The sequence below is a fragment of the Bradyrhizobium manausense genome (genome assembly GCF_018130615.1).
Classification (GTDB): Bacteria; Pseudomonadota; Alphaproteobacteria; order Rhizobiales; family Xanthobacteraceae; genus Bradyrhizobium; species Bradyrhizobium manausense_A.
Genome location: NZ_JAFCKB010000001.1, coordinates 678,943 through 699,176 on the forward strand (window position 1 = coordinate 678,943; position 20,234 = coordinate 699,176).

Annotated in this window: 17 protein-coding genes; 10 read left to right on the forward strand and 7 right to left on the reverse strand. The window is 65.2% G+C overall.

The genetic code is table 11. The annotated features are described in order from the left end of the window. Window positions 1–2: 2 nt before the first annotated feature. From JQ587_RS03150 to JQ587_RS03175, 6 genes are all read left to right on the forward strand, one after another. Window positions 3–902, forward strand: a complete 900-nt coding sequence (locus JQ587_RS03150) for an ABC transporter permease (protein ID WP_212303377.1) — start codon at window positions 3–5, stop codon at window positions 900–902. A gap of 88 nt (window positions 903–990) precedes the next feature. Then, entirely contained in the window at window positions 991–2,817 is a 1,827-nt protein-coding gene (locus JQ587_RS03155; RefSeq protein ID WP_212303378.1) for a dipeptide ABC transporter ATP-binding protein, read from the forward strand. Between the two features lie 18 nt (window positions 2,818–2,835). Further along, window positions 2,836–3,015: a DUF4089 domain-containing protein gene (locus JQ587_RS03160; RefSeq protein ID WP_018316853.1), complete on the forward strand. Its 180-nt coding sequence runs from the start codon at window positions 2,836–2,838 to the stop codon at window positions 3,013–3,015. Window positions 3,016–3,022: 7 nt separating this feature from the next. Continuing rightward, window positions 3,023–4,417 (forward strand): AtzE family amidohydrolase, encoded by a 1,395-nt coding sequence (locus JQ587_RS03165; protein WP_212303379.1) that lies wholly within the window; start codon window positions 3,023–3,025, stop codon window positions 4,415–4,417. Between the two features lie 12 nt (window positions 4,418–4,429). Next, entirely contained in the window at window positions 4,430–4,822 is a 393-nt protein-coding gene (hpxZ, locus tag JQ587_RS03170; RefSeq protein WP_212303380.1) for an oxalurate catabolism protein HpxZ, read from the forward strand. 4 nt (window positions 4,823–4,826) lie between these two features. Beyond that, window positions 4,827–5,549, forward strand: coding sequence for a GntR family transcriptional regulator (locus JQ587_RS03175; RefSeq protein WP_212303381.1), 723 nt, complete (start codon window positions 4,827–4,829; stop codon window positions 5,547–5,549). Window positions 5,550–5,613: 64 nt separating this feature from the next. On the opposite strand, the gene atzF is transcribed toward JQ587_RS03175, so the two are convergent. Continuing rightward, window positions 5,614–7,419, reverse strand: a complete 1,806-nt coding sequence (gene atzF, locus JQ587_RS03180) for an allophanate hydrolase (RefSeq protein WP_433995291.1) — start codon at window positions 7,417–7,419, stop codon at window positions 5,614–5,616. Between the two features lie 204 nt (window positions 7,420–7,623). Next, entirely contained in the window at window positions 7,624–8,118 is a 495-nt protein-coding gene (locus JQ587_RS03185) for a MarR family winged helix-turn-helix transcriptional regulator (RefSeq protein ID WP_212303383.1), read from the reverse strand. A gap of 148 nt (window positions 8,119–8,266) precedes the next feature. On the opposite strand from JQ587_RS03185, the gene JQ587_RS03190 reads away from it, so the two are divergent. Further along, window positions 8,267–10,117: a feruloyl-CoA synthase gene (locus tag JQ587_RS03190; RefSeq protein ID WP_212303384.1), complete on the forward strand. Its 1,851-nt coding sequence runs from the start codon at window positions 8,267–8,269 to the stop codon at window positions 10,115–10,117. A gap of 347 nt (window positions 10,118–10,464) precedes the next feature. Here the strand turns inward: JQ587_RS03190 and JQ587_RS03195 are convergent, their stop codons facing one another. Next, complete coding sequence (locus JQ587_RS03195; RefSeq protein ID WP_212303385.1) at window positions 10,465–10,971, reverse strand: MarR family winged helix-turn-helix transcriptional regulator; 507 nt, start codon at window positions 10,969–10,971, stop codon at window positions 10,465–10,467. 83 nt (window positions 10,972–11,054) lie between these two features. On the opposite strand from JQ587_RS03195, the gene JQ587_RS03200 reads away from it, so the two are divergent. Together JQ587_RS03200 and JQ587_RS03205 are read left to right on the forward strand one after the other, a co-directional pair. Further along, the gene (locus JQ587_RS03200; protein WP_212303386.1) at window positions 11,055–12,263 is read left to right on the forward strand and encodes a cytochrome P450; all 1,209 of its coding nucleotides are present in this window, start codon (window positions 11,055–11,057) and stop codon (window positions 12,261–12,263) included. Between the two features lie 39 nt (window positions 12,264–12,302). Beyond that, on the forward strand, window positions 12,303–13,514 hold the full coding sequence (locus JQ587_RS03205; protein ID WP_212424381.1) for an ABC transporter substrate-binding protein: 1,212 nt from the start codon (window positions 12,303–12,305) through the stop codon (window positions 13,512–13,514). 158 nt (window positions 13,515–13,672) lie between these two features. On the opposite strand, the gene JQ587_RS03210 is transcribed toward JQ587_RS03205, so the two are convergent. Further along, window positions 13,673–14,935, reverse strand: a complete 1,263-nt coding sequence (locus JQ587_RS03210) for an NAD(P)/FAD-dependent oxidoreductase (RefSeq protein ID WP_212303388.1) — start codon at window positions 14,933–14,935, stop codon at window positions 13,673–13,675. Between the two features lie 299 nt (window positions 14,936–15,234). Between JQ587_RS03210 and JQ587_RS03215 the strand changes: the two genes are divergently transcribed. After that, complete coding sequence (locus JQ587_RS03215; protein ID WP_212303389.1) at window positions 15,235–16,407, forward strand: ABC transporter substrate-binding protein; 1,173 nt, start codon at window positions 15,235–15,237, stop codon at window positions 16,405–16,407. Window positions 16,408–16,567: 160 nt separating this feature from the next. Here JQ587_RS03215 and JQ587_RS03220 read toward each other — a convergent pair whose 3' ends face one another. Genes JQ587_RS03220 through JQ587_RS03230 form a run of 3 tightly spaced genes read right to left on the reverse strand, consistent with a single transcriptional unit; the run spans window position 16,568 to window position 20,228 of the window. Next, window positions 16,568–18,439, reverse strand: coding sequence for a bifunctional sugar phosphate isomerase/epimerase/4-hydroxyphenylpyruvate dioxygenase family protein (locus JQ587_RS03220; RefSeq protein ID WP_212424382.1), 1,872 nt, complete (start codon window positions 18,437–18,439; stop codon window positions 16,568–16,570). Next, the gene (locus tag JQ587_RS03225; protein WP_212424383.1) at window positions 18,436–19,494 is read right to left on the reverse strand and encodes a Gfo/Idh/MocA family protein; all 1,059 of its coding nucleotides are present in this window, start codon (window positions 19,492–19,494) and stop codon (window positions 18,436–18,438) included. The genes JQ587_RS03220 and JQ587_RS03225 overlap by 4 nt, the downstream gene beginning before the upstream one ends. Next, entirely contained in the window at window positions 19,491–20,228 is a 738-nt protein-coding gene (locus JQ587_RS03230; protein ID WP_212424384.1) for an ABC transporter ATP-binding protein, read from the reverse strand. Before JQ587_RS03230 ends, JQ587_RS03225 begins: the two co-directional genes overlap by 4 nt. Between the last annotated feature and the right edge of the window lie 6 nt (window positions 20,229–20,234).

The following is a 20,234-nucleotide window of genomic DNA, read 5'->3' on the forward strand; positions in this document are numbered from 1 at the left end:
CCATGAGCTCCGTTGCGCCTGCCGTTGAACCCGTCGGTCCCGCGCGAACGTCGGGACTGACCGCGATCCTCGAACAGACCCGCTATGTTCTGAGCGAGAACAAGGTCACGGGCTTTTCCTTCGCTCTGCTGATCGTCATTCTCCTTGCCGCGGTCTTCGGTCCCTATGTGGTGCCGTACGATCCGCTGGCGTCAGATACAGCCGCTGCGTTGAAGCCGCCGTCAGCCGCGCACTGGTTCGGCACTGACCAGCTCGGCCGCGATATTTTTAGCCGCGTTGTGGTGGCGACGCGGCTCGATACGTTCATCGCGGTTGCGTCCGTCGTGCTGGTGTTCCTGATGGGCGGCCTTGCCGGCATCGCGGCCGGCTATTTCGGCGGCTGGACCGACCGCATCGTCGGCCGCATCGCCGACACCATCATGGCCTTTCCGCTGTTCGTGCTGGCGATGGGCATCGTCGCCGCGCTTGGCAACACCGTGCAGAACATCATTCTGGCCACCGCCATCGTGAACTTCCCGCTCTACGCCCGCGTCGCGCGTGCCGAGGCGAACGTGCGTCGCAACGCCGGCTTCGTGCAGGCCGCGCGCCTGTCCGGCAACGGCGAATTCCGTATCCTGCTGGTGCACATCCTGCCGAACATCATGCCGATCATGATCGTGCAGATGTCGCTGACCATGGGCTACGCCATTTTGAATGCCGCGGGCCTGTCCTTCATCGGCCTCGGCGTCCGGCCGCCGACCGCCGAATGGGGCATCATGGTCGCTGAAGGCGCTGGCTTCATGGTGTCCGGCGAATGGTGGATCGCACTGTTCCCCGGCCTCGCGCTGATGATCGCCGTGTTCTGCTTCAACCTCCTCGGCGACGGCCTTCGCGACATCGTCGATCCGCAGCGGAGGACGTGATGGTCTGGACAGAATTCTTCAACGATTTCAACGCCCGTTCTACTGTGCATGGGGTTGTTTTCGGCCGTTTGAGCGATGGGAGGTCCGCATGACGGCCCAGCCGCTGCTCGACGTCCAGGATCTCACGGTCGAATTCACCACCCGCCGCGGCATCGTCAAGGCCGTGCAGCACGTCAACATCTCGGTGGCGAAGGGCGAGACGCTCGCCATTGTCGGCGAGTCCGGCTCGGGCAAGTCGGTGACCTCCTATGCCGTGATGCGCATCCTCGACCGTGCCGGGCGGATCGCCGAGGGCTCGGTGATGTTCTCCGGCATCGACGTGAAGGCCGCCACCGAAGCCCAGATGCGCGATCTGCGCGGCCGCGAAGTCTCGATGATCTTCCAGAACCCGCGTGCCGCCCTCAACCCGATCCGGAAAGTGGGCGACCAGATCGAGGACGTCTTGCGCACCCATGTGCAGCAGGCCCAGGTCGCCGATCACGGTGAGAAGGCGATCGAGGCGCTGGAGCAGGTCAAGATCGCCCGCCCGCGCGAGCGCTATCACGCCTATCCGTTCGAGCTGTCCGGCGGCATGTGCCAGCGCGTCGTCATCGCGCTCGCGCTCGCCTGCAATCCCCAGCTCCTGATCGCCGACGAGCCGACCACGGGCCTCGACGTCACCACGCAGAAGGCGGTGATGGATCTGATCGTCGAGCTGACCAAGCGCCGTGCGATGTCGACCATCCTGATCACCCACGACCTCGGCCTCGCCGCCGCCTATTGCGACCGCGTCGTGGTGATGGAGAAGGGCCGCGTCGTCGAGACCGCCAAGGCCGCCGACATCTTTGCGAGCCCGCAGCACCCCTACACCAAGAAGCTGATGCGCGCGACGCCGCGGCTGGGTGTGAGCTTGCGGGATCTGCTGCCGGAGGAAGAGGGCGCTTCCTTCGCCTCTCCCCGCACGCGGGGAGAGGCCGACACGCTCGGCAGCGCAATTGCGCGCCTGAGCGTGGCGGGTGAGGGGGAGTCTCCAGGAGTCGTGTACGTGGAAACAGTCCCTCACCCCAACCCTTTCCCCGTGAAGGACGGGGAGAGGGAGAGCCCCCTTCTCCTCATCGAGAAGCTCGTCAAGGAATATCCCCGCCAGGGAGCCACGGCGACGCTCGGAAAACTGTTCGGCCGCAAGCCGCCCGTCGAGCCCGATGTGTTCCGCGCCGTCGACGGCATCAGCTTCTCGATCGGCCATGGCGAGAGCGTCGGCCTCGTCGGCGAATCCGGCTGCGGCAAATCGACGACGTCGATGATGGTGATGCGCCTGCTCGACCAGACCTCCGGCCTGATCCAGTTCGACGGTGAGGACATCGGCGGCATCGCGCCGGCGTCGTTTGCTCGGCTGCCGCAGCGCAGCCGCATCCAGATGGTGTTCCAGGACCCCACCGACAGCCTCAACCCGCGCTTCACCGCCGCGCGCGCCATCGCCGACCCCATCATGCAATTGGGCGATATCAAGGAACGCGACGCGCTCCGCGCCCGCTGCGAGGAGCTGGCCACCATGGTCGGCCTGCCGCACAATCTGCTGGATCGCTTCCCGCACCAGCTCTCCGGCGGCCAGAAGGCCCGCGTCGGCATCGCCCGCGCCATCGCGTTGCATCCGAAGCTGGTCATCCTGGACGAGCCGACCGCGGCGCTCGACGTCTCGGTGCAGGCCGTCGTCCTGAACCTGCTGCAAGACCTCAAGGCGCGGCTAGGTATGAGCTATCTGTTCGTCTCGCATGATTTGAATGTAGTGCGCTTGTTGTGCGATCGTGTCATTGTGATGCGGACGGGGCGGATCGTCGAAGAGGGCTCTTCCGAAAACGTCCTCAGCGATCCGCAGGACGACTACACCAAGGAACTGCTGACGGCGATCCCGCATCCGCCGTTGCCGGTGCACTGAGATCAGCTTGAGAGAGTGATGGCCGAACCGCTGGACGACTATATCGACGCCGTATCGAAAGCGCTGGCGCTGCCGGTCGAGGAGGCCTGGCGGCCCGCGGTGCGCGCCAACCTCGAAGTGTCGCTGCGGCTCGCCCGCCTCGTCGACGAATTCGCGCTGCCGGACGAGACCGAGCCGGCGCCGATCTTCACGGCCTGATGCTGCCATGACCACCAAGCCAGAGATGACGGCCGCCGAGATCGCGAGTGCGGTCGCGGGCCGCAAGATGTCCGCGCTCGATGCCACGGACGCCGCGCTTGCGCGTATCAAGCAGCACGACGGTGTTCTCAATTGCTTCACCGACGTCACCGCCGAGCGCGCCCGTGCCAAGGCGCGCGCGATCGACGCCGACATCGCCGCCGGCAAAGAGGTCGGCCCGCTCGCTGGCGTGCCCTTCGCGGTGAAGAACCTGTTCGATGTCGCTGGCCTGCCGACGCGGGCGGGCTCGAAGATCAACCGCGACCTCGCGCCGTCCAAGCGCGATGCCACGCTGATCGAGCGCATGGAAGCGGCCGGCGCCGTGCTGGTCGGTGCGCTCAACATGGGCGAATACGCCTACGATTTTACGGGCGAGAACGTCCATGACGGTCCCTCGCGCAATCCGCATGATACCACGCGCATGACCGGCGGCTCCTCCGGCGGTTCGGGCAGTGCCGTCGGTGGCGCGCTGGTGCCGATCGCGCTCGGCTCGGACACCAATGGCTCGATCCGCGTTCCGTCCTCCTTTTGCGGCATCTTTGGCTTGAAGCCGACCTATGGCCGGCTGTCCCGCGCGCGCTCGTTCCCGTTCGTCGCGAGCCTCGATCATCTCGGCCCGTTCGCACGCTCCGTCACCGATCTCGCGCTTGCCTATGACGCGATGCAGGGACCCGACGCCGACGATGGCGCCTGCACGACGCGCGGACTGGACCCGACGCTGCCGCTCATCGCGAATCCGATCTCGGACCTGCGCATTGCGGTCGCGGGTGGGTATTTCCAGAAGAACGTGTTCCCGGAAGCGGTCGAAGCCGTCAGCCGCGTCGCCAAGGCGCTCGGCGCGACAAGGGTCGTCGACGTGCCCGAAGCCTCGCGCGCTCGCGCGGCGGCCTATATCATCACCACCACCGAAGGCGCCTCGCTGCATCTCGATCGCCTGCGCAAGCGCCCGAACGATTTCGATCCGGCGGTGCGCGACCGGTTGATCGCGGGCGCCATGGTTCCGGCGCCGCTGGTCGATCGCGCGCAAAAATTCCGCCGCTGGTATCGTGCGCAGCTTGCCGAGATCTTCAAGTCGATCGACGTACTGCTCGCGCCCGCGACGCCCTGCACCGCGCCGAAGCTCGGCCAGGTCAACTTCAATCTCGATGGCGTCGAGCTGCCGGTGCGCGCCAATATCGGCATCCACACCCAGCCGATCTCGTTCATCGGCCTGCCCGTGGTCGCGGTGCCGGTGCCGCTCGAGCCGCTGCCGATCGGCGTGCAGATCATCTGTGCGCCCTGGCGCGAGGACATCGCGTTGCGCGTCGCGTACGCATTGGAACAGATGGGCGTGGCATCCGCGCCATCGCCAAGGGGACTCTAAGAGGAATCCAAAATGGAGATCGATCTCCCCGACGTGATCGCGGAAGTCACAGCCGCGTTCGAGCGCTATGAGCGGGCCCTCGTCAGCAACGACGTCGCCGTGCTCGGTGAACTCTTTCGCAACGACCCCCGCACGCTGCGCTACGGCATTGGCGAGAACCTCTACGGATATGAGGCGATCTCCGGCTTCCGCGCGGGCCGTTCGCCGGTCGGCCTCAATCGTCGCACCGCGAAGACGGTGATCTCCAGCTATGGCCGCGATACGGCCGTGGCCTCCACGCTGTTCTATCGCGACACGGCGCCCGGCAAGGTCGGCCGCCAGATGCAGACCTGGATTCGCTTCCCGGAGGGCTGGCGCGTTGTCGCTGCCCATGTCAGCATCATCGACGAGTCGAAAGAGACCTGACCGTATGACGCTTGACGATTTTCCGCCCGGGATACTGCCGGCCGAGCCGGTGGTGCCACGGGTCGACCGGGCGCAGCCGAGCATGCACAAGGTCACGCGCGCCGAGGAGCTGCGGCTTCAGCTCGCCGACGAGATCGTGCGTGGAACCCTGGCCCCCGGCGCGCCGCTGGACGAGACCGACATCGCGCGCCGCTTCAGCGTGTCGCGGACCCCGGTGCGCGAGGCGCTGCGGCAACTGGTGGCGAGCGGTCTGGTCGAGGCGCGGCCCCACCGCGGCGCGGTGGTGGCGCAGCCCTCGATCGAGCGGCTGACGAGCATGTTCGAGGCGATGGCGGAGCTGGAGGCGCTCTGCGCCGGCCTCGCCGCCGAGCGCATGTCGGCTGCCGAGCGCCATGGGCTGGAGGCCATCCACGAAGAGCTCCGCGTTCTCAGCTACGCCGGGAATCCCGATCGCTTCCACGAGGTCAACGAGCGCTTTCACAACGCGATCTACGCGGGATCGCAGAACGGCTACATCGCCGAGATTACGCTCGCGACCCGCGTGCGCGTGCAGCCGTTCCGCCGCGCCCAGTTCCGCAATCTCGGCCGCCTGGCAAAATCGCAAGCCGAGCACGACCGCGTCGTCGTCGCCATCATGCGCGGTGACAAGCAGGGCGCCGCCGCCGCGATGCGCGCGCATATCGAGCTGGTGCGCGGTGAGTATGAGATCTACGCGGTGTCGGTGTAGGCGACGGCGCTTCGACAAGTGCCGTAGGGTGGGTTAGCCGAAGGCGTAACCCACCCTACGAGACCTACGCCTTGGCAGCTTCCGCCATGAACTTCCGCCAGCCGCCATACACGGTGATATCCCGCGCCTCGCTCAGCACCTCCGGCTCGACGAGAAATCCCTTCACGCTCCGTCCGTCCGCCAGCCGGATCGTCCCGATCGCCATTGGCGCCGGGATCGCATTGACGAACTTGCCGAAGGCGGAGGACGACAGCGACCAGATCTCCAGCTCGATCGACGCGCCCGCGCCGGCCGCAACGCGTAACAGGCCTGGCTTTGGCGGCGTGGTCGTGAGTGCATAAAGCTTGTAGTCCGGCGTAGTCTTGGTCGCCTCAAGCAGCTTTGCGCTCAACGCCGTCAATTCGCCGTTCAGCGCCATGCCGGAGAGATGCGCGCCGACGACGGCGATGGGGATCTCGTCGCCGCTGTTTGCCGGCAGCGGCGCGAGAGCAGCTTGCGGCACGCCCTTCGCGCCGACGGTCAGCTTCGTATCAGCATGGAACACGCGGCCGATGCTTGCGAGCAGTGCATCGCGGCCCGCGGGAGCCAGCAACGTGATGCCAAACGGAATGCCATCGGCGCGCATCGACGCGGGAAGTGCCAAGCCACAGAGATCTAGCAGGTTGACAAAATTGGTGTAGGTGCCGAGCCGGCTGTTGAGCTCGATCGGGTTGGCCAGCACTTGTGCGGTCGTATAGGCCGTCGGTGCGGTCGGCAGCACCAGCGCGTCGATGTTGGCGAATGTGCGCTCGGCGGTCTTGCGCAGGCCCTGCAGGCGGTAGAGCGCCGAGAAGGTCTCCGCCGCAGTCAGCCGCGCGCCGGCGGCCGTGATCTCGCGCGTGACCGGATGAATCGAATCGGGTGCGGACGCCAGCAGATTCTTGATCACGAGATAGCGTTCGGCGACCCAGGGACCTTCGTACAACAACCTTGCCGTCTCGTAGAACGGCTCGAGATCGAATTCGACGAGCGTTGCGCCAAGCGCGGTCCAGCGCTTCAGCGCATCGGCATAGGCGGCCTCGGCCTTCTTGTCGCCGAAGAAGATCAGCTGTCCGTTGCGCGGCACGCCGAGGCGAAGATTTGCAGGGAATGGCGTGAGCGCGCCGAGCGGCCGGTCGCGCGAGAACGGATCAGCCTGGTCGGGGCCGGCCATCACCGACAGCGCGAGCGCGGCGTCGTCAACCGTCAGCGCGAAGACCGAGATGCAATCGAGCGTGCGGCAGGCCGGCACCAGGCCCGCATTCGAGATCATGCCGAGGCTCGGCTTCAGCCCGACGATGTTGTTGAGCATCGCCGGCACGCGACCTGAGCCGGCGGTGTCGGTCCCCAACGACAGCGGCACCAGGCCAGCGCCGACCGCCACAGCGGAGCCCGAGCTCGATCCGCCGGGAATGAGATCGTCGCGGATCGAATTTTTGGGAATGCCAAAGGGCGAGCGCACGCCGACGAGGCCGGTCGCGAACTGATCCAGATTGGTCTTGCCGATGATGATCGCGCCCGCGGCGCGCAGCCGCTGCACGGCGGTCGAGTCATGCGCCGGTGCATAAGCGTAGGCCGGGCAGGCCGCCGTGGTCGGAAAACCCAGCGCGTCGATATTGTCCTTCACCGCGACAGGCACGCCGTAGAGCGGCAGATGAGCCGCATCCTTCGCGGTCAGCTTCTCGGCCTCCGCGATCGCATCCCCCTCGTCGCGCAGGCTGATGAAAATGGCGGGATCGTTGTGGTCGCGGATGCGCTGATAGGTCCGCGCGACCGTCTGCGCCGGTGTCATCGTGCCCGCGCGATGCGCGGCCACGATCGCAGCGATCGTTTCAGGCTGCTCAGCCCCCATTTCGGCCTTCATGGCGATAAAGCTCCGGCAACTTGTCTCCCCCCGGTGAAGCAAGCGATGTGCCATTGTGTACAATATCCGGGCAGCGCGGTCGCTGCAGATATTATTGCGAGATCAGTGGCTTGGGAGACGCTCTGATGAACCATCAGGCGGCCGCGCCGGCGCCCGGTTCAGGTCACTTGCCTAAATCGTATGCAGTCATGATCAGGTGAAGTCAGCCAGGATCCGCAGCAGCCGCTCCCGGTTCTCCTTGCCGATCTTGTCCTCGACATGCCGCTCGTGCTCGGCGGCGAGCCGCTTGAATCTGGCCAGTGCGGTTTCGCCCTGCCTCGTGAGGTGCAGTGCGTGGGAGCGGCGGTCCGTCTTGGACTTGATTCGTTTCACCAGCCGGCGCTGTTCGAGACTGTCGAGCAGGTGCACCAGCCGGGCGCGCTCGATGCCCAAGCGTTTGGCCACGGCCATCTGCGACAGGCCGGGATTGGCGCCGATCACGGTCAGCACCGAATATTGCGTCGGCCGGATGTCGACGTCGCCGAGCGTCTTGATGAAGTCCTGGAAGATCCAGATCTGGAAGCGCCGCACCGCATAGCCGGCGTGGCCGACCAGGGCGTCGAGGCCGATCTCGTCCGCGTCGATCCGCCGCGCGGCGCCGTTGCCGGCGCGTTTGCGGGGGGAAGTCCGGGCTGCGGTGGTTGTCACGTCGCCTCTCCTGCCGTGTGACCTTAGCGCCTCGCGGGTTCAAGCGGAAGATTGTTGTTGACGACAACAATTGCTGTGCCCAACATTATGGCCAAAGGGGCCCGGAACGAGGCCGCGACCGATCCCCGATGTGGGCGAGGAGGAAACCATGACGATCGCCTCACGCGGTGGCGCCGCAAGCCTGTTCGCAACGCCCAACACCGTCGCCGAGCATCGCGCCGATGGCAGCATCGTGCTGCGCTCGCAGGACGCCTTGCGCGACACCGTGCGCTGCATCGGCGACTGGCTGGAACAATGGGCGCGGCAAACGCCTGACGCGATCTTTCTCGCCGAGCGCGGCAGCATCGAAGCGCCGTGGACGACCGTGAGCTACGGGCAGGCGCGGCGGCAGGTACGGGCGATCGCGTCCTGGATATTGGCGCAAGGGTTGAGCGCCGAGCGCCCGCTCGCGATCCTCTCCGACAACAGCATCGACCACGCGCTGCTCGCGCTGGCCGCCCAGCATGTCGGCGTGCCCTCGGCCGCGATCTCGCCGGCCTATTCGCTGATGTCGAAGGATTTCGACAAGCTCAAGAGCATGATTGCGCTGCTTCAGCCCGGCGCGATCTATGTGTCCAGCACCAAGCCGTTCGCGGCGGCGCTTGCTGCGATCGAGCCGTTGCACAACGCGCAGGTCATCAGTGGCAACGCCGGCGACGCCGATGCGCTCGCCTTCCGCACCATCGCGGCAACGCCTGAAATCCCCGAGGTCACAAAAGCCTTCGCGGCGGTGACACCTGACACGATCGCAAAATTCCTGTTCACGTCGGGCTCGACCGGTACGCCCAAGGCAGTCATCAACACCCAGCGCATGCTGACCTCAAGCCAGCAGGCCAAGGCGCAGACCTGGACTTTCCTCGAACAGGCCGGCAGCGAACTCGTCATCCTCGACTGGCTGCCCTGGAGCCACACATTCGGTGCCAACCACAATTTCAATCTCGTGCTGCGCAACGGCGGCTCGCTCTATATCGACGGCGGCAAGCCCGCGCCCGGTTTGTTTGCGACCTCGCTCGCCAATCTGAAGAGCGTGATGCCGACGGTGTATTTCAACGTGCCGCGCGGATTCGATATGCTGATCGCGGCGCTGCGCGGCGACGAGGAACTCCGCCGCCGCTTCTTCAGCGAGGTGAAATTCGCCTTCTATGCCGGCGCCGCGCTGCCTCAGAACCTTTGGGATGCGCTCGAGCAGCTTTCCGTCGAGGCCGTCGGCCACGCCATGCCGATGGTCTCGGCCTGGGGCTCGACGGAAACATCGCCGCTCGCGACCGACTGCCATTTCCTTGCCGAACGCTCCGGTAATATCGGCGTGCCCATTCCCGGCACGGAGCTGAAGCTCGTCACCTCCGGCGACAAGCTGGAAGTGCGCGTGCGCGGGCCCAACGTCACGCCGGGCTATTGGAAGGCGCCGGAGTTGACCAGGCGGGCCTTTGACGAGGAGGGTTTCTACCTCATCGGCGACGCCGTGAAGCTCGCGGACGCCGATCGGCCGGAGCGTGGTCTGTTCTTCGATGGTCGCGTTGCGGAAGACTTCAAGCTCAACTCCGGCACCTGGGTCAGCGTCGGCACGCTGCGGGTCGCCGGCATCGCCGCGTTGGCGCCGCTTGTGCAGGATATCGTCGTGACCGGCCATGGCGGTGACGAGGTGCGCTTCCTGGTGTTTCCGAACATCGTCGCATGCCGCGCTCATGCCGGCTTGTCCGAGACGATCGGCGTGAACGACGTGCTCGCGCACGACAAAATCAGGACCGCGATCGCGCAGGGGCTGGCAAAGCTCAAGCAGCAGGCCGCCAACTCGTCCGGTCACGCCACGCGCGCGCTGTTGCTTGCCGAGCCGCCGTCGGTCGATGGTGGCGAGATCACCGACAAGGGTTACATCAACCAGCGCGCGGTGCTGACGCGGCGGGCCGATGCGGTGACGCGGTTGAATGATGATGCGTCGGCGGAGTGGATCGGGCTGTAGCGGTCGAGTTAGCGAAGCCACGTTCCGCTGTCATTCCGGGACGCGCCTCTTGGCGCGAGCCCGGAATCCATTTCACCGCTGGGGTGTTGCACGATGGATTCCGGGGTTCGCGCTGCGCGCGCCCCGGAATGACGAGCGGGATACGCCAGCTATCCTGTCGCAATATCCTGCACAATTCTTTTGTTGCCTAAGCAACTAATTTATGCGAACCGTTCTGATAGGGATGACGGCGGAGGAAACCGCTGCGTCCGATTTCGGAGGAAACGATGCTCGGCAGCAAAGGTGCCGCTGGCAAGCGCCGGCGTGTGCCCGGAGACGATAGCGGATCGCGCCCGGCGCCCGGCCTGTCAGCTCTCGGGGCCGCCGGTCACTGCGCCGAGATTCTCGTGCAGCCGGCGGACGAGGTCGATCAGTACCTCGCGCTCGTCCTTGCTGAGGCAGGACAGCAGGCGGCGTTCGCGGTCGAGGGCAGCAACAATCACCTTGTCATGGGTGGCGCGGCCCTTTGCCGACAGCGAGATCGAATGGGTGCGGCCGTCGTTCGGGTCGGTGCGGATCGAAACCAATCCGCGCTTCTCCAGTCCTGCCAGCGTTCGGCTCACCGGCCCCTTGTCGAAACCAATGACGTGACAGATTCGCGAGGCTGGAATGCCGGGCTCGATCGCCAGCAGCGACATGATCCGCCATTCCGTGACGTTGACGCCGAACTGTCGTTGGTAGAACGCGGTGGCGCTATTCGAGAGCTTGTTGGCGATGAAGGTGATGAGGGCCGGGACGTAACGGTCGAGATCGAGCGTCGGTCCCGCCTCCGTGGGCGCGGGCTTTTGGCGGGATCTGGTCGAAGGCGCAGGCATATCGGGATTCTGACTTGCGGCGGGTCCCAAGACCTAAGGGCATGCGCCGCGCTTTCACAAGATCAAAATGAGGGAGAACCCTTATGAGTGCATCCGGCTCGATCGCAACCGACGTCCCGCATCTCGATGTCGATCCCTTCGACATGAACTTTTTCGCCGACCCTTATCTCACGCATGAGCTGCTGCGCGAGACCGGTCCCGTCGTCTATCTCGACAGGTGGAACGTCTATGGCGTGGCCCGTTATGCTGAGGTGCACGCCGTCCTGAACGACCCCGCGACGTTCTGCTCCAGCCGCGGTGTCGGCCTCTCCGATTTCAAGAAGGAAACGCCGTGGCGGCCGCCGAGCCTGATCCTCGAGGCCGATCCGCCCGAGCATACTCGCACCCGCGCCGTACTCTCCAAGGTCCTGTCGCCAACCGTCATGAAGGGGCTCCGCGACCGCTTTGCCGCGGCGGCCGAGGAGCGCGTGGACGTGTTGCTGGAAAGGCGCAGCTTCGATGCGATCGCCGATCTCGCCGAAGCCTATCCGCTCTCGATCTTCCCGGATGCGCTCGGCCTGAAGCCTCAGGGCCGTCAGCATCTCATTCCCTATGCGAGCGTCGTCTTCAATGCGTTCGGCCCGCCGAACCAGCTGCGCCAGGATGCCATTGCTCGGTCGGCGCCGCACCAGGCCTACGTCGCCGACCAGTGCCAGCGCGACAATCTCACGCCCGGCGGCATCGGCGCCTGCATTCATGCCCATGTTGACGAGGGCGCCATCACGGCCACGGAAGCGCCGCTGCTGGTGCGTTCACTGCTGTCGGCCGGCCTCGACACCACGGTCAACGGTATCGGTGCTGCCATCTATTGCCTGGCGCGTTTCCCCGATCAGTGGCAGCGCCTGCGCGACGACCTCACACTGGCGCGAAATGCCTTTGAGGAAGCGGTGCGCTTTGAAAGCCCGGTGCAGACTTTCTTCCGCACGACCACGCGAGAGGTCGAACTCTCAGATGCCACCATCGGTGAGGGCGAGAAAGTGCTGATGTTCCTCGCCGCCGCCAACCGCGATCCCAGGCGCTGGGACAGGCCTGACAGTTACGACATCACCCGCCGCACCTCCGGCCATGTTGGCTACGGCTCCGGTATCCACATGTGCGTCGGCCAGCTCGTGGCGCGGCTCGAAGGCGAGACGATGCTCTCGGCGCTGGCCCGTCGGGTCGCCCGCATCGAGATCACGGGCGAGCCCAAGCGCCGCTTCAACAACACACTGCGCGGGCTTGACAGCCTGCCGGTGACGATCACGCCCGCCTGACGCGGCTGGCGGCCAAAGCAACAAACGGGGGAGGGACCCATGAAGAATCTGACGTGGACGATCGCGCTGGCGGCGAGCCTCATCGGCGGCGCAGCGAGTGCCGAGATTTCCGACAATGTCGTGCGGATCGGCGTACTCAACGACATCTCCGGAATCTTCCAGGACACCAATGGGATGGGCTCGGTCGAGGCCGCGCGCATGGCGGCGGAGGATTTCAACGGCGGAGCTAAGGGCATCAAGGTCGAGATCGTCTACGCCGACCACCAGAACAAGGCCGATGTCGGCAATGCCATCGCGCGCAAATGGCTCGACGTCGAGGGCGTCGACGCCATCGTCGACGTGCCGAATTCGGCGGTCGGCCTTTCCATCAACACGCTGCTGCGCGACAGCCGCATGACGTTCCTGGCGTCGTCGACTGCGAGCGCCGATCTCACCGGCAAGGCCTGCTCGCCCAACACTATCCAATGGGTCAACGACACCTGGGCGACCGGCAATACCACGGCAGCCGCCATGGTGTCGCGCGGCGGCAAGGACTGGTACTTCCTCACGGTCGATTTCGCTCTCGGCAAGGGCATCGAGTCGGAGGCGCAGAAATATATCGAAGCCCATGGCGGCAAGGTGATCGGCTCCTCGAAACATCCGCTCGGCACGTCCGATTTTGCCTCGTTCCTCTTGCAGGCGCAGGGCTCGAAGGCGCAGGTGATCGGCCTTGCCAATGCCGGCGGCGACACCATCAACGCGGTGAAGCAGGCCGCCGAATTCGGTATCCAGCAGAACGGGCAGAAGCTCGTCGCCTTCCTGCTCTTCATCAACGACGTCCACGGCATGGGCATCAAGGTCGCGCAGGGCCTTCAGCTCATGGAAGCCTTTTACTGGGACACGAACGATGACACCCGCGCCTTCGCCAAGCGCTTCGCGGCGCGTCCGGGCATGAACGGCAAGATGCCGAGCGGCAATCAGGCCGGCGTCTATGCCTCTACACTGGCTTATCTCAACGCGGTCGCCGCGACCGGAAGCGATAGTGCCAAGGATGTCGTGCCTGAGATGAAGAAGTTCAAAGGCAGGGACAAGCTGTTCGGCGACACCGCAATCCGCCAGGACGGCCGTGTCGTGCATCCGATGTACCTGTTCGAGGTGAAGAAGCCGGAGGAGTCGAAATATCCGTATGATTATTACAAGCTGGTCTCGACGATTCCCGCGGAACAGGCATTCCGACCGATGGCTGAGGGCGGGTGCGAGTTGGTGAAGTAGGTGGTCTTTTCACCTCTCCCCGCGGGGAGAGGTCGGAATTCGCGCTGAAAGCGCGGATTCCGGGTGAGGGGGTACAGGTCCCACGTCCATCTGCTCCGCGGAGAGGGCCCCTCACCCCAACCCTCTCCCCGTAAGAACGGGGAGAGGGAGGAGAGTGCTCACACCACCTTGCTGCTTCCCTGTGTGATCAACCGCGCCGCCCGCTGGTCGCGGGCGTAGATCCAGAGCCAGCTCAGTGCCACGCTCAGGCGATGGCGCAGCCCGATCAGGAAGTAGATGTGGGCGATGCCCCAGATCCACCACGCGATGGTGCCGCGCAGTTTCACCTTGCCGAAATCGATCACGGCAAGTCGCTTGCCGATTTGTGCGAGGCTGCCGGCATGCTTGTAACGGAACGCGCCCTTGCTCTCGCCGCGCAGCCGCGCCTTGATGGTCTCGGCGACATGCTTGCCCTGCTGCTTCGCTGCCGGAGCGATGCCGGGTACCGGCTTGCCGTCCCAGGCGTTGATGTTGATGGTGTCGCCGATCGCAAAAATCTCGGCATGGCCGGGAATGGTGAGGTCGTCGTTCACCTGCACGCGCCCGGCGCGATCGCTCGGTGCGCCCAGCCATTCGGCGGCCGGCGAGGCGCGGACGCCGGCGGCCCAGATTCGCGTCTTCGCCTCGAGCAGTTTGCCGCCGAACACGACGCCTTCACGGTTGATCTCGGTGACGGCCTGTCCGAGCACGACCTCGACGCCGATCTTTTCGAGCGAGGCCTGCGCATAGGCGGAGAGATCGTCGGGGAAGCCCGCGAGCACGCGCGGGCCGGCCTCGATCAGCACGACGCGGGCCTTGGTCGTGTCGATATTGCGGAAGTCGCCGGGCAGCGTGTGGTGCGCCATCTCGGCGATGGTGCCGGCGAGCTCGACGCCGGTCGGGCCGGCGCCGATGATCACAAAAGTCAGCCGCGCAGCGCGCCTGGCCGGATCGGTCTCGCGCTCGGCGCGCTCGAAGGCCACCAGGATGTGACGACGCAGCGTGGTTGCGTCCTCCAGCGTCTTGAGGCCTGGCGCCCACGTCTCCCATTCATCATGGCCAAAATAGGCGTGGCGCGCGCCGGTCGCGAGCACCAGCGTGTCGTAGGGCACCTCGCTGCCGTCGTCGATCAGCACGCAGCGTCTGCCGGCATCGACGCCACTGACGGTCGCAAACAGCGTCGTCACCTCGCGCCGGTCGCGCATGAGGTGGCGGACAGGCCAGGCGATCTCGCTGGTGGCGAGCGAGGCGGTCGCGACCTGGTAGAGCAGCGGTTGAAACAGATGATGATTGCGGCGGTCGATCAGCGTGATCTCGACCGGCGCCCCCGCGAGCCGGTAGGTGGTCTCCAGCCCGCCAAAGCCGGCCCCGACGATGACGACGCGATGCGGTGTCGTGGTCATGATGTGTCCTCGAATCTCGCTGCTCACTTCTTTCATTTAAGTGCGGATCGGGGGGCGCGGTCCAATAGCCGTCATCTATCGCCGCATAGGCCGGATGTATCGACATCCCGCGAAAAAGCGCCGCAGCCTCGGCCAAAGTGAGTAGAATTATATTTCTTGCCATCCCCGTTTGGGGCGAAATATGGTGCAGGGCGGGCGCTGAGCCATTGGCGGCGCGACGGATTTTGCGTTCAATAGACACAGGCCCGGGGCGGCGATCACCCCGTTTCCGGGATCAATAATAAGGAGGGGAGTGAGTTATGAGGACGGCATTCTGGCTGGCGGGCGCAGCGGCGCTGGTGCTGGCGAGCCCGGCATTCGCCGGCGACACCATCAAGATCGGTTTCGTCTCGACCTTCAGCGGCCCGACCGCCGTGATCGGCAACGACATGCGCAACTCCTTCGAGCTCGCGCTCGATCATCTCGGCCGCAAGATGGGCGGCAAGCCGGTCGAGGTGATCTATGAGGACGATGGCCAGAAGCCCGATGTCGGCAAGCAGAAGACCGAGAAGCTGGTGCAATCCGACAAGGTCGATTTCCTCGTCGGCTACATCTGGTCGAACGTGCTGCTCGCCTCGCTCAAGACCGCGGTGGACTCCCAGACCTTCCTGATCTCCGCCAATGCCGGCCCGTCACAGCTCGCGGGCGAGCTGTGTTCGCAATACGTGTTCTCGACCTCTTGGCAGAACGACCAGACGCCGGCCGCTATGGGCCTCTACATGAACGCGAACGGCGTCAAGAGCGTGTTCCTGATCGGCCCGAACTACGCCGCCGGCAAGGACATGCTTGCGGGCGTGAAGAGCACGTTCAAGGGCGAGGTCAAGGGTGAGGAATACACGGTCTGGCCGAGCCAGCTCGACTTCTCCGCCGAGCTGGCCAAAGCCCGCGCCTCCGGCGCCGAATCGATCTTCGTTTTCTATCCCGGTGCGGCCGGCGCGCAGTTCCTCAATCAATATGTCCAGGCCGGCATGAAGAGCACCATGCCGCTCTACACCGCCTTCACCGTCGACGAGACGACGTTGCCTTTGCAGAAGGAGAATGCGTTCGGGGTGCCCGGTGCGCAGGAATGGGTGAACGACTTGCCCAACGAGCAGAACAAGAAGTTTGTCGCCGACTACCGCACGAAATATCCCAGCGCCCGGCCGAGCTACTACGGCGCACAGGCCTATGACGCGGCCCAGCTCATCAACAGCGCGGTGGTCGCCGTCGGCGGCGACACTTCCAAGAAGGATGCGATGAAGGCCGAGATGGAGAAGGCCAATTTCAAGTCGCTGCGCGGCGCGTTCAAATACGGCAACAATCACATCCCGATCCAGAACTTCTATCTTCAGGACGTGGTGAAGGGCGCCGGCGGCGAGCTTTCGCTGAAGACCGTTGCCACCATCGTCACCAACGATCAGGACCGCTTCCACGACAAGTGCCCGATGAAGTAGCCACATGCGATGTTGCCCCTTCTCCCCTTGTGGGAGAAGGTGGCGCGAAGCGTCGGATGAGGGGTTGCTTCCGCGAAGCAATCTCTATCGCATTCGCGGAGAGATACCCCTCACCCGTCTCGCCCACCCTCTCCTACAAGGGGAGAGGGGAAGAGGGAGCCTACACCCGCGGCATGCTTGCAGGTCGTACCTCGCGGGCCTGCGCGGCCAGCCTGATGCCCGCATTCGCCGCACCAAAGCCCTGATAATTCCTCCGCTCCACGATCTCGAAGAAGAACCGCTCGTCGAAAATGTGGGTGTAGACCTGGAAGAACTCGCCGTCACCCTCGCGGTCGTAGAGAATGTGGTTGGCACGGAGGTTTGCCATGACATCGGGCGCGAGGTCGTATTTGGCTTCGATGTCGTCGTAATAATTCTCGGGGATGTCGAGGAAGCCTGCGCCACGGGCGCGCATCGCGGCGACGGTCGCGAAGATATCCTCGCACGCAAACGCGACGTGCTGCACGCCCGAGCCGAAAAATTCCGAGATGAAACGCGCCGGCAGAGTGCGGTTGGCTGAGGAGCCGTTGACGACGAAGCGCAGGCTCTGGTCGGCGTTGATGAGGGCTTGGCTCTGCACGAGGCCGCGGGGGTCGGCGATCTCCATCTGCGGCAGGCGCTTCAGATCGAGAATGCCGGTGTAGAACAGCAGCCAGGACAGCATCTCGTCATAGGGCATCGACTGCGCGATGTGATCGATCGCCAGCAGCGCATCGGCGCCTGCGTCGCTCGTCACAGGCTCGAAATCGGTGTCCCAGTTCTTGCCGGCCTGGTCGAGAAAGTAGAGCAGGCTGCCGCCGACGCCGTGGATCGCCGGGATCTCCAATTCGCCCGGTCCGACCGGCTGATAGAAGGTGCGCGCCTTCAGCGTCTCGGCGCGCTGCATGGCGAGGCCGGCATTGTCGACATCGAGCGCGATGGCGCAGACGCCGGGGCCGTGCGTGACATAGTGCGAATGCGCAAAGCCGTCGGTCTCCGAATTGATCACGAGCTCGACCTTGCCCTGCGACCAGCGCTCGACCGCCTTGCTGCGATGCTTGCCGGTCTTGCGGAAGCCGAGCTGTGAAAACAGATGCGCGAGCTCGCCGGCCTTGGTCTCGTTGACGGCGAATTCGATGAAGCCGGTGCCGTGGCTCTTGGCCTTCGGCGCCAGGGGCTCGCCGACGAGCTTCGGCCAGTCCGGGGCGAGCTGGTCCTGCAGCAGGATCAGCGAGCGCAGTCCGTCGACCGCGGTCTGCGCCGCCGAGCCGGCGCGGAACTGGTCGTTGAAGATCTCCAGCGACCACGGGCCGGCATAGCCAGTCGCGGCGATCGCCTGCATGAATTCTCCGACCGGCAGGTCGCCCTGACCGGGGAACGAGCGGAAGTGCCGGCTCCACGACAAGATGTCGAGCTCGAGTTTGGGTGCGTCGGCAAGCTGCACCAGAAAAATCTTGTCGCCGGGGATCGAGGCCATCGCGCGGGTCGGGAAGCCCGGCGCCAGCGCGTGAAAAGAGTCGAGGATGACGCCGATGGCGGGATGATCGGCGCGGCGGACGATTTCCCAGGCGTCGCGATAGTCGTTGACATGGCGGCCCCAGGCCAGCGCCTCGTAGCCGACGCGCAAGCCCCGCTTGGCGGCGCGATCGCCGAGCTCGCGAAAATCATCGGCAGCGCGGTCGATGCCGCCGAGCGAGGCCGGCGACACGTTGGAGCAGATCAACAGCAGATCGGTGCCGAGCTCCTGCATCAGATCGAACTTGCGCTCGGCGCGGGCGAAATTGCGCGAGCGCTGCGGCTCCGGCATGCCCTCGAAATCGCGGAACGGCTGAAAGGCGCAGATCTCCAGATTGAGATCCTTGCAGAGACTTGCGATGTCGCGCGGGCCTGAACCGAACGACAGCAGATCGTTCTCGAAGATCTCCACCGCTTCAAAGCCGGCGGATGCGATCGCGCGCAGTTTTTCGTCCAGCGCGCCTGAGAGGGAGACGGTCGCGATCGAGCGCTTGTTCATGCTGCCTGCTCCATGATGTGGCCCGGCGATATTTTCTGGCCCGTGCGTGCCGCTTCGCTGACGGCCTCGACGACCGCGAGCGTGCCCATCGCATCTTCGACTGAGATCAGTGGCTGTTCGCGGCCCGTGATCACCGCGCAGAAATGCCTGAGCTGCTCTGCCAGCGGATCGGATGCCGGCGGCGCGATGGTCTCGCGCGACAGCGGCGCGTGCCAACCGGGCGGCTGCTTGTAGGACCACAGCTCCATGTTTGGCACGGAGAGCGAGCCGCGGGTGCCGGTGAAGATGTAGCAGGGCTGATCCTGCTTGGGGTACGCAGCGTTCTCGCCCGACGCGAGCTCCCAGCTCCACGGGGCCGGCGTCGCATCCGACACGGTTACCGTTCCCAGCGCGCCACTGGCAAAGCGCAGCAGCAGTGCAGCGGTGTCCTCGACGGCGAAGCCGCGAACCTTGTTCGAGGTCATCGCCTGCACTTCGGTGATTTCGCCGCAGATAAAACGAAGATTGTCGATGTCGTGGATGAGGTTGATGAGTAGCGGGCCGCCGCCTGCCTCGCGCCGCCAACTCACGTCGAAGTAATCATCAGGCTTCTTCAGGAGCCATAGTCCGGCCACGGCCGTGAGCTGGCCGAGCATGCCGCTCGCCACGCTTTCGCGTGCGGCCTTGATGATCGGATTGTGCCGGCGGTGATGACCGACCAGCATCGGCACGCCGGTCCGCTTGACGGCTGCGCAGAGGCGCTGCGCGGCCGCGACCGTGTCGGTGACCGGCTTCTCGATCAGCGCGGGCACTCCGGCTTGTGCGCAGTCGAGCGCCACCGGCGAATGCAGCGCGTTCGGCGAGGCAATGATGAGACCGTCCGGTTTCTCGCCTGCCAGCAGTGCGCGGTGATCGACATGCCAGGGCGTATTGCGCGCCTGCGCATATTCTTTCGCGGCGGGGGAGGGGTCGGCGATACCGGCCAGCATGCAGTCCGGCGATGCCTCGACCAATTCGATATGGCGGCGGCCGATCAGGCCGGCGCCGGCAACGGCGATACGCAGAGGCGCGCTCATGCTGCGCTCTCCTCCATGGCGCCCCCGAGGAAGAGCTGGCCGATGCGTGGGTCGTTGAGGATGCGCTCTGCCTTGTCGACCATGCGGGTCTGGCCGAGCTCGAGCACGATGCCGATATCGGAGATCTCCAGCGCCGAGCGCGCGTTCTGTTCGATCATCAGGATCGTGACGCCGCGGCCACGCAAGCTCTTGAGGATGTCGAAGGTCTGCTGCACCATCAGCGGCGAGAGGCCGATCGAAGGTTCGTCGATCAGCACGAGCTTTGGCTCGAGCAGCAGCGAGCGGGCGATCTCGAGCTGCTTCTGCTCACCGCCCGAGAGTGTCGAGGCCTGCTGCGTCGACTTGCGGCGCAGCGCGGGAAACAGGTCGAGTGCGGCCTCGATCCGCGTCGGCAGGTCGATGCCCTTGCCGGCAGCGACGCCACCAAGCTCGACATTGTGGCGCACCGACAGTTCCGGAAAGATGTTGCGGCCCTGCGGCACGTAGCAGATACCGGCATTGAGCAGCGCGCGCTGACTCAAATTGGTGACGTCACGTCCCGCAAAGCTGATCTTGCCCTCGCGCAGCTTGAGCAGGCCGAAGATCGCCTTGAACACAGTGGACTTGCCGGCGCCGTTCGGGCCGATGATGGTGGTGATGGTCGCCGGCGGCACCGAGAATGTCGTGCCGTTCAAGATCGTCATCTTGCCGTAGCCGCCGACGAGATTGTGAACCGAGAGGATCGGGTCGCTCATCGTTGC

What these genes read in the sequence shown, in the direction of transcription:
- JQ587_RS03160 (WP_018316853.1), top strand. Translation starts at nt 2,836, where the DNA reads ATGGCCGAACCGCTGGACGACTATATCGACGCCGTATCGAAAGCGCTG.
- JQ587_RS03200 (WP_212303386.1), top strand. Translation starts at nt 11,055, where the DNA reads ATGAGTGCATCCGGCTCGATCGCAACCGACGTCCCGCATCTCGATGTC.
- JQ587_RS03190 (WP_212303384.1), top strand. Translation starts at nt 8,267, where the DNA reads ATGACGATCGCCTCACGCGGTGGCGCCGCAAGCCTGTTCGCAACGCCC.
- JQ587_RS03215 (WP_212303389.1), top strand. Translation starts at nt 15,235, where the DNA reads ATGAGGACGGCATTCTGGCTGGCGGGCGCAGCGGCGCTGGTGCTGGCG.
- JQ587_RS03155 (WP_212303378.1), top strand. Translation starts at nt 991, where the DNA reads ATGACGGCCCAGCCGCTGCTCGACGTCCAGGATCTCACGGTCGAATTC.
- JQ587_RS03205 (WP_212424381.1), top strand. Translation starts at nt 12,303, where the DNA reads ATGAAGAATCTGACGTGGACGATCGCGCTGGCGGCGAGCCTCATCGGC.
- atzF (WP_433995291.1), bottom strand. Translation starts at nt 7,419, where the DNA reads ATGGGGGCTGAGCAGCCTGAAACGATCGCTGCGATCGTGGCCGCGCAT.
- JQ587_RS03150 (WP_212303377.1), top strand. Translation starts at nt 3, where the DNA reads ATGAGCTCCGTTGCGCCTGCCGTTGAACCCGTCGGTCCCGCGCGAACG.
- JQ587_RS03210 (WP_212303388.1), bottom strand. Translation starts at nt 14,935, where the DNA reads ATGACCACGACACCGCATCGCGTCGTCATCGTCGGGGCCGGCTTTGGC.
- JQ587_RS03225 (WP_212424383.1), bottom strand. Translation starts at nt 19,494, where the DNA reads ATGAGCGCGCCTCTGCGTATCGCCGTTGCCGGCGCCGGCCTGATCGGC.
- hpxZ (WP_212303380.1), top strand. Translation starts at nt 4,430, where the DNA reads ATGGAGATCGATCTCCCCGACGTGATCGCGGAAGTCACAGCCGCGTTC.
- JQ587_RS03220 (WP_212424382.1), bottom strand. Translation starts at nt 18,439, where the DNA reads ATGAACAAGCGCTCGATCGCGACCGTCTCCCTCTCAGGCGCGCTGGAC.
- JQ587_RS03230 (WP_212424384.1), bottom strand. Translation starts at nt 20,228, where the DNA reads ATGAGCGACCCGATCCTCTCGGTTCACAATCTCGTCGGCGGCTACGGC.
- JQ587_RS03175 (WP_212303381.1), top strand. Translation starts at nt 4,827, where the DNA reads ATGACGCTTGACGATTTTCCGCCCGGGATACTGCCGGCCGAGCCGGTG.
- JQ587_RS03195 (WP_212303385.1), bottom strand. Translation starts at nt 10,971, where the DNA reads ATGCCTGCGCCTTCGACCAGATCCCGCCAAAAGCCCGCGCCCACGGAG.
- JQ587_RS03165 (WP_212303379.1), top strand. Translation starts at nt 3,023, where the DNA reads ATGACCACCAAGCCAGAGATGACGGCCGCCGAGATCGCGAGTGCGGTC.